We start from the raw sequence: 13,590 nt of genomic DNA, 5'->3' as shown, positions 1-13,590 counted from the left end.
CACTTTCGGGATTATAACACCTGACAAGGATCTTCATCAGGTGGATGTAAACCAGCTTTTACCCAAAAACCTCGCGCACTGCGGATAGAATCATCTTCTGTATATCGCTCATCATTAGCATCAAGTCGCTTACAAGTAGCTCTACCCGTGGGAGTTGTTCCTAAAATAGTCTTACCGTCAGCACTCCAACTAAAATGATCTGACCATTTTTGTTGACGAGGATTAAATAAAGGAGTAATGGCTTGTGTTTCTGGGTCAATTCCTGCTAAAAAGTTATAGCGGCGTTCATTGCACCGACGACAAGCTAAAGCTAAATTATTAATATCATCAGCACCACCTAAAGATTTAGGTATTACATGATCTAGGGTAAATCGAGTTGTAGAAATGCGCTCAGGAGAATGACAATACTCACACAAATATTTTGCCCGGTTACGCACTAATTCCCTGGTACTATCATCAATAGTCATACTTGAGCTACTAACATCGCATTGATGTGAGTGAAAATTCTGTCTAACTCTCCAATAGCTTCCAGTTCTATGACTTCCTCTGGAGTCAGCAAGTCAGCTTTTTTCCTATCTAAAAGTTCTTCCATTCGGTTCTGGAGTTCATCAGTAAATTTAAATAAATTGAATTTATCTACTTTTTCAACTTTAATTTTACCCAGTAATGTTGAAGGTCTACTAATAGCTGATATCATAGTTTAGCTCCATGATTAATTTTAATGTAACCTTTTAGTAGCAAGTAATATTCATCGTAAACATCTAATTGCTTCTAATAAACCTCTGGCTTTATTGAGGGTTTCTTCGTATTCTTTTTCTGGTTCAGAATCAGCTACTAAACCCGCACCAGCTTGGACGGTAACAGTTTGATTCTTTAATACCATAGTTCTGATGGCGATCGCACTATTTAATTGTCCTTCAAAATCATAATAGCCATATACACCAGAATATACACCTCTGCGGGTTGGTTCTAATTCATTAATAATTTCCATAGCGCGGATTTTTGGCGCACCGCTAACTGTACCCGCTGGAAAAGAAGCTTTTAATAAATCCCATGCGGTTTTATTTTTGGCTAGTTTCCCTACCACATTACTGACAATGTGCATCACATGAGAATAGCGTTCAACTATCATTAATTCATCAACTTTCACAGTGCCATTTTCACATACTCTACCTAAATCATTGCGTCCTAAATCAACTAACATGATATGTTCTGCAACTTCTTTAGGGTCTTGGAGTAAATCGGCTGCAAAAGCATCATCTTCTTTACTTGTTTTCCCTCTGGGTCTAGTTCCTGCAATTGGTCGCACAGTGGCGATTATTCCCCCTTCTTCGTCTCGTTCTGCTTTGACCATAACTTCAGGACTAGAACCGATAATTTGCCAGTCTTGGAAGTTAAAATACGCCATGTAAGGTGAAGGGTTAATTTGGCGTAGGGAACGATATAAAGCAAAGGGATTTCCTGTATATTCTGTGGATAGACGTTGAGAAATTACAACTTGAAAAATATCACCTGCTTTGATATATTCCTTAGCTTTTTCAACGCTGGCACAAAAATCAGGACGGGTAAAATTGCTGGTATATTCTTCTATTCCCGCTTTGGGTTTATTTTGCGGTGATGTCCAAGGGAGTTGGGTATTTTGTGGTGATAGAGGTAAAGATAACTTACTCACCATTTCTTGGATGCGATCGCTCGCTTTTTGATATGCTGCCTCTAAATTATCAATGTTCCTTAAATCAGCATAGGCGATCGCCCAAATTTTGCGCTTCACCTGGTCAAAAATTAACAATTGGTCTACCTGCATCCATAATCCATCCGGGATATTACGCTCATCTTGAGGATGAATTGGTACACGCGGTTCAATCCAGTTAATCAATTCATAACCCCAAAACCCAAATAAACCGCCAATTCCTGAAGGTAACTGTGGTAATTTTACTGGGTGATAAGGTGCTAAACAGTCAGCTAAAACTGTAAAAGGATCTCCTGTGAAAACTTCCTGTGAACCATCACGGTGTGTTTGAGTAGTTTTATCTCCCCTCGCTTCTAAAATCCACAGCGGATCACAACCTAGTAAACTATAACGTCCTACCTTTTCTCCACCTTCCACTGACTCCAGCAAAAAGCTATAAGGTTGACCTGCACACACCTTGTACCAAGCAGAAACAGGGGTATCTAAATCAGCAACCCATTCTTGATAGACAGGGACGAAATTACCTTGTTTAGCCAGTTCTGTAAATTGCTGGAAATCGGGGAAAATCATAAATAAGGAGTTCAGAATACAGGAGTTCAGGAGTTCAGAATGCAGGTATTGAGAATACAGAAATTTAGAATACAGGAATTAAGAATACAGCATTTATAGACGTGAGTAATGGGTAATTAGCAAAGGTTTTTTCAATTACCCTTCGGGTTCGTCAGTCGCTTATGGGGGAAACCACGCCAGTTCGCACAACGGGGGGAACCCCCGCAAGCGACTGGCTTCCCAAGACCGCGCTGACTCACCAATTACCCATTACCAATTACCTAATCACTATGCATCGTGAGTAGCTTTTCCACTGAATTTGAGTTGTGCAGGACTGGGGTTTTGTCCAATTCTGCGGGGTACGTGGCGGACTTTATCACGACCAGCATTTACCTTCTCAGGGAACACTCCATCAGCAGGATGGATGAAAGAGGTTTCGCCGCTGGGGAGAATCCGGTAAATTTTATAGTCAGTGATTTTGAATTTGCGGAGTTGAGCGCCTAAAGCGATACCATACTCCTTGCGAGCCAAGTAAAGTAAGTTTTCGCCCTTTAGCATTGTAGCAGCGCCACCGGTGGGCATTTCAAACACTTGCTCTTTGGGGCTAGTCCAAGTGATAGCATACTTTTCTTCTACTTCTGCTTTTTTGAGTAGACCGCCAGTGCTACCACCAAATAGGGGGGTTTGTCCAGTAAGAGTTGCCATAGTTAAGGTTCTCTCTCAACGTTTTTAGGGCATACTAACACCGTAACCTACCTTATATTGCGATCGCGTTATAGACTGTAACAGTTTTTAGTGATCTCGTCATATTACAGCAGAATTCAGGAGTCAGGAGTCAGAAGAAGCAGGGGTGCGGGGTGCAGGGGAGAAATAAATTCAAAATTCAAAAGCTCTTGCCTTCTTTCTGTCACCTGTCACCTGTCACCTGCTTCAGCACTAACAAAGCCTGAAGTGCAGCTTGAACAATGCCATCATACTGGGGTAGAGATAGATCAACCTTTTTAGCATCTTCTCGATTTATACCTAACAGACCGAGTTTATTTTCTGGTTGCATCACTAAAACTTTACCTTCAGTATTTTTGATTCTTAACTCTGAACCAACACCATTTTGATAAATTCCACAGGTGTATTGACGCTGGTTATATTCAAAAGCAGTCCGTTTAGATAAAGCAGGTGTAATAAATAATTGTTCCACCTGTTCAGGAAGTCTGACTCCGATTAATTCCATTTCTATGGAGACGTTACCACCAAAGTTATTTTCTCTGAGTTTATAAGCGATATCAACTCTTGGTGGTAGGGGGAAATAATCACGCCAACGCCAGGCGATCGCTTTGATTTTATACTGTTGATTGTCGATAGTCTGCGCTAAAGTCAATTTAATGTGACCTTTACCGACGATTTGCTGTTCAACCACTTGTGCGTTAGCTGTCCAAAACACCGGGTCAGGATTGTCGATACCGCAAGGATGGAGAACATTTAATTGTTGATATAATTCCTGATTAATTTGGTTGAGATTTGCTTGAGCATCAATTTTCAGCAGTGGTTTGAGGTGTTGGGGTTGTAAACACTGATTTGCAAACTCAGATAAACGCGATCGCAACGCCAGTAAATTATCCGCTGGTAAAGAAAAACCGCCCGCTGCTTTATGTCCTCCGTATTTTCCAAGTAATTCATGAGCAGATTCTAAAGCCTCAAAAACATTAAATTCAGGTATTCCTCTGGCAGAACCACGAATAAGAGTTTCATTTTCATAAGTACCAATAAATACAGGAACACCGTAACGTTCCACCAAACGAGAAGCGACAATACCAATTACACCATGATGCCAATTATCTTTGACAACAACTAAAACGCGGTCTTTTTGTAAACAGTTTACATATAAATCTTCAACCAGTGCGATCGCTTCTTGTTCGATTTGTTCACACATTTGCTGACGTTGGATATTGATTTGTTCACACTGCATTGCTCTTTCTAGAGCCAATCCCATATCATCAGTAGTCAGCAATTCTATCACAGTCTGCGGGTTGCCAATTCTCCCAATCGCATTAATTCTTGGACCCAAGCGAAAACCAATATCTTCCGGCTTTAAAGATTTAGAATTTTTGTTTCCCTCTGCTCCCCTATTCCCCTGCTCCCCTGCTTCTGTTGCTTGCACTCCAGCAACTTGAATTAAAGCTTGTACTCCAGGTAAAGTAGATTTAGGTAAATGCTTTAATCCGCGTTTTACCCAACGACGATTTACACCAATTAAAGGAGCTAAATCTGCAATTGTTCCCAATGTAAACAAAGCTAACATTGGTTGAACTAAACCTTTAATTTCCCCCAATTGTTGAGCTAAACAGACTGCTAAAATATAAGCCACACCCACACCAGCTACACCCCGATAAGGTGAAGACTCAGCTATTAATTTCGGGTTCAGAATTGCATTAGCTGGTGGTAATTTTTGGGGAATGTCGTGATGGTCGGTGATAATTACTTTAAGACCGAGTTCTCTAGCTCTAGCGATTGGTTCAAAAGCAGAGATACCATTATCTACAGTCAGAATTAATCCTACCCCTTCACCGTGGAATTCTTCAACAATGCGTTTATTAATTCCATAACCTTCATGCATCCGGCTAGGAATAGCATAATCTACATTAGCACCCAAAGCGCGGAGACTCCGCAATAGTAACGCGGTGCTAGTCATACCATCTGCATCATAATCTCCACAGATAGCAATTTTCTCTTGATGAGCGATCGCATCTGCCAATAACTCTACACTAATAGCTAAATCTGGAAATTCTTCCAAAGGAGAAGGTAAACTTACAGTCTCTGGATTTATAAATCTTTCTGCTGCTTCTGGTGTATCCATACCCCGATTAATCAACAACTGGCTGATAATTGGAGAAAAATTGGTTAAACTTGTCAGTTTTTGAGCTAATTCAGGATTATCTGGTGCAATTTGCCAGCGTTGATTAGGTAAGCGTTTGGCAGTTTGGTCATTAGTCATTCGCGATTTTCTCCCCTGTTCCCTGTTCCCTGTTCCCTGTTCCCTGCTAGGCTTAAGATTAAGTTGACAGCACCGATTTCGGAATAGCAAAGTTTTCATCACACATTAAATCATGAAGATTTATCAATCTCATGCTTGGCCATCAACAGTTGAAGAAGCCATAACTATTCAAGAAACCCTGCGTAATCTAGTTATTACCACAGATCAACTCAACACACCCATTCAGCACGTTGCAGGTGTGGATCTAGGTTTTCTCGAAGATGGTAAAATGAGCCGTGCAGCAGTAGCCGTGCTGAGTTTTCCTGATTTGCAAATAGTGGAAACCAGCCTAGCATATCGTCCTACATCATTTCCTTATATACCTGGATTTCTTTCATTTCGAGAAATACCCGCAATTCTTGATGCTTTAGAAAAGATTAAAACTATACCTGATATAATATTGTGTGATGGTCAGGGAATTGCTCACCCACGCCGATTAGGCATAGCTTGTCATTTAGGAGTATTGATAAATATACCCACAATAGGTGTAGCTAAATCCTTACTAATTGGCAAGCATGAAGAATTACCAGAAGCTAAAGGTAGTTGGCAACCATTAATACATAAAAAGGAAACCGTAGGCGCAGTTTTACGAACTCGTACCGGAGTTAAACCTTTATATATATCGAGCGGCCATCGTATCAGCTTACCAACAGCAATCGACTATGTATTACGCTGTACTCCTAAATATCGGTTGCCAGAAACTACCCGCGTTGCTGATAAATTAGCATCTGACAGATAAAGCATTGATTTGGTAGATAATTTGGCAGATAAGATTTTTTTAAATTTAATGTCAAAACTTGTTAAATATTAACCAATCATGTTAGAAATTCCACGGGAAGGAGTTGAATTAATTATAAATATTAAAGTTATCTAAAAACAATGAACTCACTAACTTTACAGTGGCAGGAAGCAGGCCAAAATAAAACTCAACAAATTTATGAACAACAAAATAGCAGAAATCCCGGTACTTGCCGCATTGGACGCGACCCCGTGCGTTGTGATATTGTTTTAAGTCACCCAACAGTATCAGGATTACACATAGAAATATTTTTTCATTCCCAACAGCAACGTTTTTATATTAGAAATTTACGTGAACCAAACCCTCCTCTAGTAGATAATAAACCACTAGTCAAAGGAGAAATGTCTTTAAGTGAAGGAAGCATTATTTATCTAGGACAGCAACCAGTTCAAGTTATCGCTATTTCAATTAACAGCTTTCCTGCCACAATGATAGTTCCACCTTCAGCAAAACCGGGACATCACAACCACCAGAAACCATCAGTTCCAACACAACCAAATCTTGTTTATGGTTTAGATTGTCCCAAATGTCATAAAATTTCCCCACCTGAAAACCTGCAAATAGGATGTCCTTGGTGTGGTACATCTTTAGCAGCAGCTTTCAGCGTTTTAGTAGCACCAAAAAGTTAGATGACAGGTGATAGGTGACAGGTGATAGGAAGATGAGGAGAATAATTAATAATTAATAATTAATATCTAATGACTAATTTACAAATTCAATTAAGTTGGGAAGATCCAGCAACCGGAGAAAGACGAGAACCTAAGTTAAATGTCCCTATTGCTTTTGGTCGAGAATTTGCCAAATTACCAGCAGAAATTAGGGGTCAGCGTGTTTCGCGAATGCTGTTAAATAGTAGTGAAGTGTCTCGCTATCATGTCCTGATTGATTGGGAACAAGATTGGGAACAAAATCATTTTGTGGTCATTGACCAAAACAGTGTTAATGGTGTGTTAGTCAATGGTCAACGCCAAACACGCTGTCAGTTAGCTAATGGGGATACTTTACAAATTGGACCTTACCTGATAACTGTGCAGTTTGGTATCAACACTGTCATTCCTATTCCTAATAATCCTTCAACAATTCAATTTAATCCTAATACTAATCTTCCCGATCCTAGTTTATCTCCAGTCCGTCCTGTTACACCTTCAGGAAGCAATTTTCCACCACCAGAATTTCAGAATAGCAAAGTTGATTTACAGGCTATTCATGCTACGGGTTTATCTGTTGATGAATGTGATTATCTAGCAGTTGGGGCAGGTTTAGGTAGTTTTATATGGGTTGATTTATTAAGAATTAGTGGTGTTAAGGCTGAAAAAATTATTGCTGTGGGATTAGAAGCAGAACCTTATGCCCGTTATAAGCGTTTGTGTCTAAATTCGCAAATTCCTTTACAAGAAAGATTGCGTTCTAATTCTGATTCTTGTCCCGATAATATTTGGGGTTGGCCTAGTTATGCTTTAAGAGAATCATGGCATGATTTAACCAAGGGTAAAATAAATTCAGCATTTAAATATTTATGGCAAGTTTTTAATGAACCAACTTTTGCAGAAACTTATACTCCTCGTGCTGGAAATGTTTTTGATTCTATAGATAGAGAAACTAAGCGTATTAGTTGGAATCAAATATATCGTTATGGACGAGTTAGATCAATTCGTAAAACTGAAGATGGTAGATATTGCGTTGCTTATTCTCGCAGTCCGGGAAATTATGCTTTTTTAGTTTGTCGTTATTTACATTTAGCTACGGGATATCCTGCTATTCAGTTTCTACCAGATTTACAAGCTTATCGGGAAAAGTATCAGGATTTTAAGTCCGTGGTCAATGCTTATGAAGACCATAATCATGTATATGAACATTTAGAAAAGCACGGTGGAACTGTTTTAATTCGTGGACGGGGTATTGTGGCTTCGCGGATTTTACAACGGATTTATGAGGCTAGAAAGCAAAATCGCAATATTACAGTTTTACATTTAATGCGATCGCCCAAACCCCAAGGTAACAAATTTCAAAAATCCCAACGCACTGTTAAAAATCACTACGAATTTCAACCTTTTAACTGGCCTAAAGCCTGTTGGGGTGGTGAACTACGAGTGATGCTAGAAAAAGCCACACCAGAGGAACGTCAACGTTTATTAGGTGACTGGGGAGGAACTACTACAGCAGACCGTGGAGACTGGCAAAAAATCACCGCACAAGGTTTACAAGAAGGCTGGTATCAAATCGCTTTTGGTCAAGTTGTCAGCGTAGAACAAGATGGCAAAAACCATACTGTTACCCATATCCAAGAAAAAGGTTTTGGGGAAATGAAACTAACTGCTGATTTTATTATTGATGCTACCGGACTTGATGCTAAAGTCAATGCTAATCCTTTGTTAGAAGATTTGGTAACACATTACAATTTGCCTTTGAACTATTTAGGAAGATTAGTAGTAGCAAACAATTTTGAATTAGTAGAAATGCGAAATACTAAAGGTCAAATGTATGCTGCTGGTGCAATAACTTTAGGCGGACCTTATGCCGCAGTTGATAGTTTTTTAGGTTTACAATATGCGACTTTAGTAGCTGTTGATGGATTATATACTGCCCGTGCGCCCGGAGTCGGACGTTTGAATACTTTTAGTTCTTTAAATCAGTGGATAAAGTGGAGTTTAAATCAATCACCTTAGCAGGGTGTCGAGAGAAAACAACTACTGATTTACAGCCACTGTCCACCTCGAAATCGCCACCGAGGAAATATAATTCTCATTAAACTTTGAGAAGCAATAAAAACAGCCAACCAAACTACAGAATAATGCAGGAAAAATAATCCTGGTGATAATTGTTCTTTGGGCATAGGTAAAGGTAAAAAACCAAATATTTTTACGCCACAAAAAACAAATACCATTTCCCAAATACCTGCAAAAAGTTGATAAGCTGCTGGCCAGTCTCTATCCCAACGTGATTTTTGCAGATAGTTATAAACGACATCCCAACCTAAACCAAAGATGGCAATATATAAAATTATCCAAAAATAAACTGGGTTAGAAATGTTGCCGATTAAACCAATAGCAAAGGGTATGGATACGAAAAATCCAACTGTTAAAAGTAGTAATAATCGAGTTTGCCAACGACCAAATAATGTGGGAGTCATAAACAATTAAAAATTAAAAATTAAAAATTAAAAATTAAAAATTGGTAACAGGCAATTAGTAAATAATTATTCTCTATTCCCTCTTAACTGTCACCTATCACCTGTCACTTATTCCCTATTTCAAAGTTGGTAATCTAACTGACAATGGTATTTAGATAATTCTGGCCAGTTGAGGACGGCTTCTAGCAGGTCTTGATAACCAAGCGTATTGGGATGAAGTCCATCTGCTGTGATGCGTTGACTTCTCCAGGTTGGACTATGTTGCATCCATTGGTCAAATATATCTAAATAAGGTATTTGCCGTTGTGTACAAGCTAGGCGTGCTGCTTCTTTGTAACGGTATTGATCCTCATGATTGTAGTATAAACAATCAAGGAAGGGCATTTTAGCTTCATCTACGGGAACCATACCCACAAAGAGAACGGGACAGAGTTGTTGTGCTTGATCTAATAATGCAGCGATTTCCGTTTCAAATTGGGGAAAATCTGTGTAATTTTTGCCGTTGGGACGACCTAAGCGTGGTGAGTCGTTAACGCCCACAGAGAGGATAATCAGGTCAGGAACTCGGTTGCGTATTTCTCCCCGATGTCGAAATTCAATTTCTAGCCTTTGGGAAACTTGTTGTGTGCGATCGCCCCTTACACCTAAATTATAAAGTACATGACCAACGCTATCTGGCAACATCCACCACCGTCGCAGTTGTTCCACCCAACCACCTTTTTCTGGATCACCGTATCCATACACTAAGCTATCTCCCAAGGCTACAATCTTTAAAGGCTGGCATAGTTTTGGCGCTACAGACAGCATTGAGGAGGAAGGCTTCAAGGTTTGCATCTTAAACAACAGTGTAGATGATATTTTTACAAGATTATACACATTTTTATACTATTGTATGGTATCTTTTTTATCTTTTCTTGTTTAATTCTTGAAAATAGTGGTGTATGGGGTAGAGAAACCCCGTAAATAAATAGATCGATATATCACTTGCTTTAATACCAAAAATAAAGATATTATTAAAAATGCCTAAAATATAAAATTATCATCCCCATCCGATAATTTTACCGTTAATTTAGGGATGAAAATTATGTGTGGTTTAACAAGATTCATATCTCTCAATACTGAACATAACAAAAAAACTGGCTTAAAGAATTTACCGCAAATTTATTTGGGCAATCATTCTTTGATGGTAAAATCTCCCAGATTTATCCGTGGAGTTCATCCAAAATCCTGTTAGCAGACGACATAGCCTGTTCTAGAAAAAATTGTCAAACCAGGCACTAATTTTATGTATCTACGTCAACAAATTTAAATTTATTCATCATCTGGGAGTTTCCTCAGAGCAAAGTGCAATTTGCCGCATTGAATGAATAACTACCAAATCATTTTTAATGTGTTTAAACAAGATGAATAGTAGACTTCGTGACAACGTTATGCGGCTGCATCAATTCTTACAAAATACATCCTTCCCAGGGAAGAAATTAAATTTATTGTCTTTAGGTTGGCAACGTGAGCAAACAATGAATTGGCATCATAAATTACTTAAAAATCTGTTTCCGCTTTTGTTTTTAATTTCCTTTGTCGCAGTTTTGTTGACAAATAGTTTAACTCCTGTTAATGCTCAAATAGCTCGCCAAGAAATTCGTGGTGTGTGGATAACTAATAATGATCTTAATATCCTCAAAGATCGTACCAAAGTTAAAGATGCTGTCACTCAATTAAGAAAGCTCAACTTCAATACTATCTATCCCGTAGTTTGGAATTCTGGCTATGTAATGTATCCTAGCAACGTAGCTAAACGTTTAGATATTCAACCATTTGTTTTTCGCGGTTCAGATGGACATGATATTCTCGCAGATTTAATTAATCAAGCCCATCGTCAAAATTTACTTGTTGTGCCTTGGTTTGAATTTGGTTTTATGGCACCTCCAACTTCAGAACTAGCATTAAATAAACCAGAATGGTTAACACAAAAACGAAATGGTAGCTCAACTTCTATTAGTGCTGCTGGTGAAGTTTCATGGTTAAATCCTTTCCATCCCCAAGTACAACAGTTTATCACTGATTTGTTGGTAGAACTGGCCAGCAATTATGATATTGATGGAATTCAGTTTGATGATCATACAAGTTTGCCCCATGAATTTGGCTACGATAAATACACAGTTGCCTTATATCGTCAAGAAACTAAAAAGAATCCACCAGCAGATCCGCAAGATCCAGAATGGGTAAGTTGGAGAGCAAATAAAATCACAGATTTTATGGTCAGATTGAATGCAAGAATAAAACAAATTAAACCAAAAGCCATTTTCTCCGTTTCACCCAATTACTACGATTTTGCTTACAAATTTCAATTACAAGATTGGCTACAATGGGTGCGAGCCAACATAGTAGATGAACTAGTTGTGCAAGTTTATCGAGATAATTTGGAAAGCTTTACTGCTAAACTTTCTCGTCCAGAAATGCAAGAAGTACAACAAATAATTCCGACTGGAGTAGGAATTATGGCAGGATTAAGAACTAAGCCTGTACCCATAAAACAAATAAAATCGCAAGTCCGAGCAGCACAACAGCGAGGATTAGGTGTAGTTTTCTTCTACTATGAAAGTCTTTGGAATAATGCACCAGAACCATTAAGTGAGCGTTTCTCTGGATTTCAAAGTCTGTTTCCATATCCTGCATTGCGATTAGCCGCAGAATAAAATAGGACTTACGCAAGATTTGATTAAAGACTTTATTCTTGCGTAGAGGTAACAATACTGCTCGGTTAAGGATTTTCGTAGGTTGGGTTGAACAAAGTGAAACCCAACAAACCCTTATAAATGTTGGGTTATGCCTTCGGCACACTGCGTGAACGTTCCTCAACCCAACCTACATAATTTCATTGTTTTGAGCTTAACCGACAAGTATTGGTAGAGGTAATTCATGAATTACCTCTACTTTCGTTCTGTTTGCGTAAGTAATGTAAAAGATTCATTGCTAATTAGTAAGAATTAAGAATTCAGTAGTCATAAGGTTTGATAAATCGGTATATTATCAACATCCCCCACTTTTTAATAAGTAGGGGATATGAATTATTTAACTTACCAAATCAGGAAATACTTCTTGCACCGCTGGATGTACTAAACGATGATTTTGAACATTCAAACCTTTAGCTAATGCGGGGTTAACATCTAAAGCTTTAATTCCCAAATTTGCCAACTGCACAACATAAGGCAATGTACTATTATTTAATGCTTGAGTTGATGTCCAAGGTACAGCACCGGGCATATTAGGAACGCCATAATGTACTACTCCTTCATCAATATAGACTGGATTGGTGTGAGATGTGGGGTGTAATGTTTCTACACAACCACCTTGATCAACTGCTACATCTACAAGCACTGAACCAGGACGCATTTGTTTAACTAATTGACGAGATACTAAGATTGGTGCTTTCCGTCCCGGTATTAACACTGCACCGATGAGTAAATCGGCTTCTTTAACGGCGGTTTCAATGTGGGCAGAATTGCTGTACAGTAATTCTACTCTTGATCCAAACAGAGTTTCTAAATAGGAGAGACGTTCAACATTTACATCTAAAATTTGCACCGTTGCACCCATACCCACAGCAATTTTAGCGGCTTCTGTACCTACCACACCACCACCTAAAATCACAACCTTACCGGGTTTAACTCCGGGTACTCCACCTAAAAGTACACCCCTACCTCCCTGTTGACGTTCTAGGAATCTGGCTCCAAACTGCACTGCTAACCGACCTGCAATAATGCTCATGGGTGTGAGCAAAGGTAGTCTGTTTGCTCCTGCCTGTTCTACGGTTTCGTAGGCGATCGCATTCGTGCCACTATCAATTAATTGTTCTGTCAATTTGCGATCGGCAGCTAAATGCAAATAAGTAAATAATAACTGTCCTTTTTGCAAAAATTTATACTCGCTTACTAAAGGCTCTTTTACCTTGACAACCATCTCCTGATTCCATATAGATTCAGGTTTATCAACTATTTTTGCGCCCGCCTGACGGTATTCTTCATCCGTAAATCCCGCAGCATCTCCTGCTTTTCTTTCTACAGAAACTTCATGGCCAATTTCTGTTAATACCCGCACACTAGAAGGACTCAAACCAACGCGAAATTCTTGATCTTTAGTTTCTTTAGGAACGCCTATTTGCATTTATTTATAGCCTCTAATAATTTTTGATTGACTCTAGATTGCCAGTATTTATCTCATCACGTCCGTATTCATTAATTCAAAATGAAGAAAATCAAGATTTGAGGTTTAGGGTCTTGCCTGTTGCCTTTTTTCTCCAATTACCAATTACCATTCACTTGACTAATCTCCCAGTCTTCTTACAATAGATAAAGAATAATTAAAAATTGTAAACCAAGGGTTTGCATTGCTCT

Annotated in this window: 12 protein-coding genes; 4 read left to right on the top strand and 8 right to left on the bottom strand. The window is 38.8% G+C overall.

Annotated features, from left to right (window positions below):
* Positions 1-11: 11 nt before the first annotated feature.
* From ACLLO5_RS03965 to recJ, 5 genes are all read right to left on the bottom strand, one after another.
* Complete coding sequence (locus ACLLO5_RS03965; protein ID WP_413174187.1) at positions 12-467, bottom strand: HNH endonuclease; 456 nt, start codon at positions 465-467, stop codon at positions 12-14.
* Entirely contained in the window at positions 464-697 is a 234-nt protein-coding gene (locus ACLLO5_RS03960; protein ID WP_413174186.1) for a hypothetical protein, read from the bottom strand. Before ACLLO5_RS03960 ends, ACLLO5_RS03965 begins: the two co-directional genes overlap by 4 nt.
* A gap of 51 nt (positions 698-748) precedes the next feature.
* Positions 749-2,260 carry an anthranilate synthase component I gene (gene trpE / locus ACLLO5_RS03955; RefSeq protein WP_413174185.1) on the bottom strand — a complete coding sequence of 504 codons (1,512 nt, stop codon included), beginning with the start codon at positions 2,258-2,260 and terminating at the stop codon, positions 749-751.
* A gap of 267 nt (positions 2,261-2,527) precedes the next feature.
* Positions 2,528-2,944, bottom strand: coding sequence for a photosystem I reaction center subunit II PsaD (locus ACLLO5_RS03950; RefSeq protein WP_413174184.1), 417 nt, complete (start codon positions 2,942-2,944; stop codon positions 2,528-2,530).
* A 202-nt stretch (positions 2,945-3,146) separates the two neighbouring features.
* Positions 3,147-5,228, bottom strand: coding sequence for a single-stranded-DNA-specific exonuclease RecJ (recJ, locus tag ACLLO5_RS03945; RefSeq protein WP_413174183.1), 2,082 nt, complete (start codon positions 5,226-5,228; stop codon positions 3,147-3,149).
* A gap of 112 nt (positions 5,229-5,340) precedes the next feature.
* Here recJ and nfi point away from each other — a divergent pair, with 112 nt between their 5' ends.
* From nfi to ACLLO5_RS03930, 3 genes are all read left to right on the top strand, one after another.
* The gene (nfi, locus tag ACLLO5_RS03940) at positions 5,341-6,006 is read left to right on the top strand and encodes a deoxyribonuclease V (protein ID WP_413174182.1); all 666 of its coding nucleotides are present in this window, start codon (positions 5,341-5,343) and stop codon (positions 6,004-6,006) included.
* Positions 6,007-6,146: 140 nt separating this feature from the next.
* A complete protein-coding gene (locus ACLLO5_RS03935; protein ID WP_413174181.1) occupies positions 6,147-6,695 on the top strand; it encodes an FHA domain-containing protein in 549 nt (182 codons plus the stop codon).
* 69 nt (positions 6,696-6,764) lie between these two features.
* Entirely contained in the window at positions 6,765-8,732 is a 1,968-nt protein-coding gene (locus ACLLO5_RS03930; protein ID WP_413174180.1) for an FHA domain-containing protein, read from the top strand.
* 29 nt (positions 8,733-8,761) lie between these two features.
* Here the strand turns inward: ACLLO5_RS03930 and ACLLO5_RS03925 are convergent, their stop codons facing one another.
* A complete protein-coding gene (locus ACLLO5_RS03925; RefSeq protein ID WP_413174179.1) occupies positions 8,762-9,196 on the bottom strand; it encodes a hypothetical protein in 435 nt (144 codons plus the stop codon).
* 120 nt (positions 9,197-9,316) lie between these two features.
* Positions 9,317-10,030, bottom strand: a complete 714-nt coding sequence (locus ACLLO5_RS03920) for a GDSL-type esterase/lipase family protein (RefSeq protein ID WP_413174178.1) — start codon at positions 10,028-10,030, stop codon at positions 9,317-9,319.
* Between the two features lie 569 nt (positions 10,031-10,599).
* Between ACLLO5_RS03920 and ACLLO5_RS03915 the strand changes: the two genes are divergently transcribed.
* Entirely contained in the window at positions 10,600-11,892 is a 1,293-nt protein-coding gene (locus ACLLO5_RS03915) for a glycoside hydrolase family 10 protein (protein ID WP_413174177.1), read from the top strand.
* 376 nt (positions 11,893-12,268) lie between these two features.
* Here the strand turns inward: ACLLO5_RS03915 and ald are convergent, their stop codons facing one another.
* Positions 12,269-13,360, bottom strand: coding sequence for an alanine dehydrogenase (gene ald / locus ACLLO5_RS03910; protein ID WP_413174176.1), 1,092 nt, complete (start codon positions 13,358-13,360; stop codon positions 12,269-12,271).
* Positions 13,361-13,590: the final 230 nt, after the last annotated feature.

Source organism: Anabaena azotica SJ-1 (assembly GCF_047275885.1).
Lineage (GTDB): Bacteria > Cyanobacteriota > Cyanobacteriia > Cyanobacteriales > Nostocaceae > Trichormus_B > Trichormus_B azotica_A.
Note: the sequence above shows the minus strand (reverse complement) of the source record. Positions and strands in the feature narration are given on the sequence as shown.

Excerpts from the sequence above, each read along its gene's own strand:
- ACLLO5_RS03965 (WP_413174187.1), bottom strand. The coding sequence starts at position 467 with ATGACTATTGATGATAGTACCAGGGAATTAGTGCGTAACCGGGCAAAA.
- ACLLO5_RS03960 (WP_413174186.1), bottom strand. The coding sequence starts at position 697 with ATGATATCAGCTATTAGTAGACCTTCAACATTACTGGGTAAAATTAAA.
- trpE (WP_413174185.1), bottom strand. The coding sequence starts at position 2,260 with ATGATTTTCCCCGATTTCCAGCAATTTACAGAACTGGCTAAACAAGGT.
- ACLLO5_RS03950 (WP_413174184.1), bottom strand. The coding sequence starts at position 2,944 with ATGGCAACTCTTACTGGACAAACCCCCCTATTTGGTGGTAGCACTGGC.
- recJ (WP_413174183.1), bottom strand. The coding sequence starts at position 5,228 with ATGACTAATGACCAAACTGCCAAACGCTTACCTAATCAACGCTGGCAA.
- nfi (WP_413174182.1), top strand. The coding sequence starts at position 5,341 with ATGAAGATTTATCAATCTCATGCTTGGCCATCAACAGTTGAAGAAGCC.
- ACLLO5_RS03935 (WP_413174181.1), top strand. The coding sequence starts at position 6,147 with ATGAACTCACTAACTTTACAGTGGCAGGAAGCAGGCCAAAATAAAACT.
- ACLLO5_RS03930 (WP_413174180.1), top strand. The coding sequence starts at position 6,765 with ATGACTAATTTACAAATTCAATTAAGTTGGGAAGATCCAGCAACCGGA.
- ACLLO5_RS03925 (WP_413174179.1), bottom strand. The coding sequence starts at position 9,196 with ATGACTCCCACATTATTTGGTCGTTGGCAAACTCGATTATTACTACTT.
- ACLLO5_RS03920 (WP_413174178.1), bottom strand. The coding sequence starts at position 10,030 with ATGCAAACCTTGAAGCCTTCCTCCTCAATGCTGTCTGTAGCGCCAAAA.
- ACLLO5_RS03915 (WP_413174177.1), top strand. The coding sequence starts at position 10,600 with ATGAATAGTAGACTTCGTGACAACGTTATGCGGCTGCATCAATTCTTA.
- ald (WP_413174176.1), bottom strand. The coding sequence starts at position 13,360 with ATGCAAATAGGCGTTCCTAAAGAAACTAAAGATCAAGAATTTCGCGTT.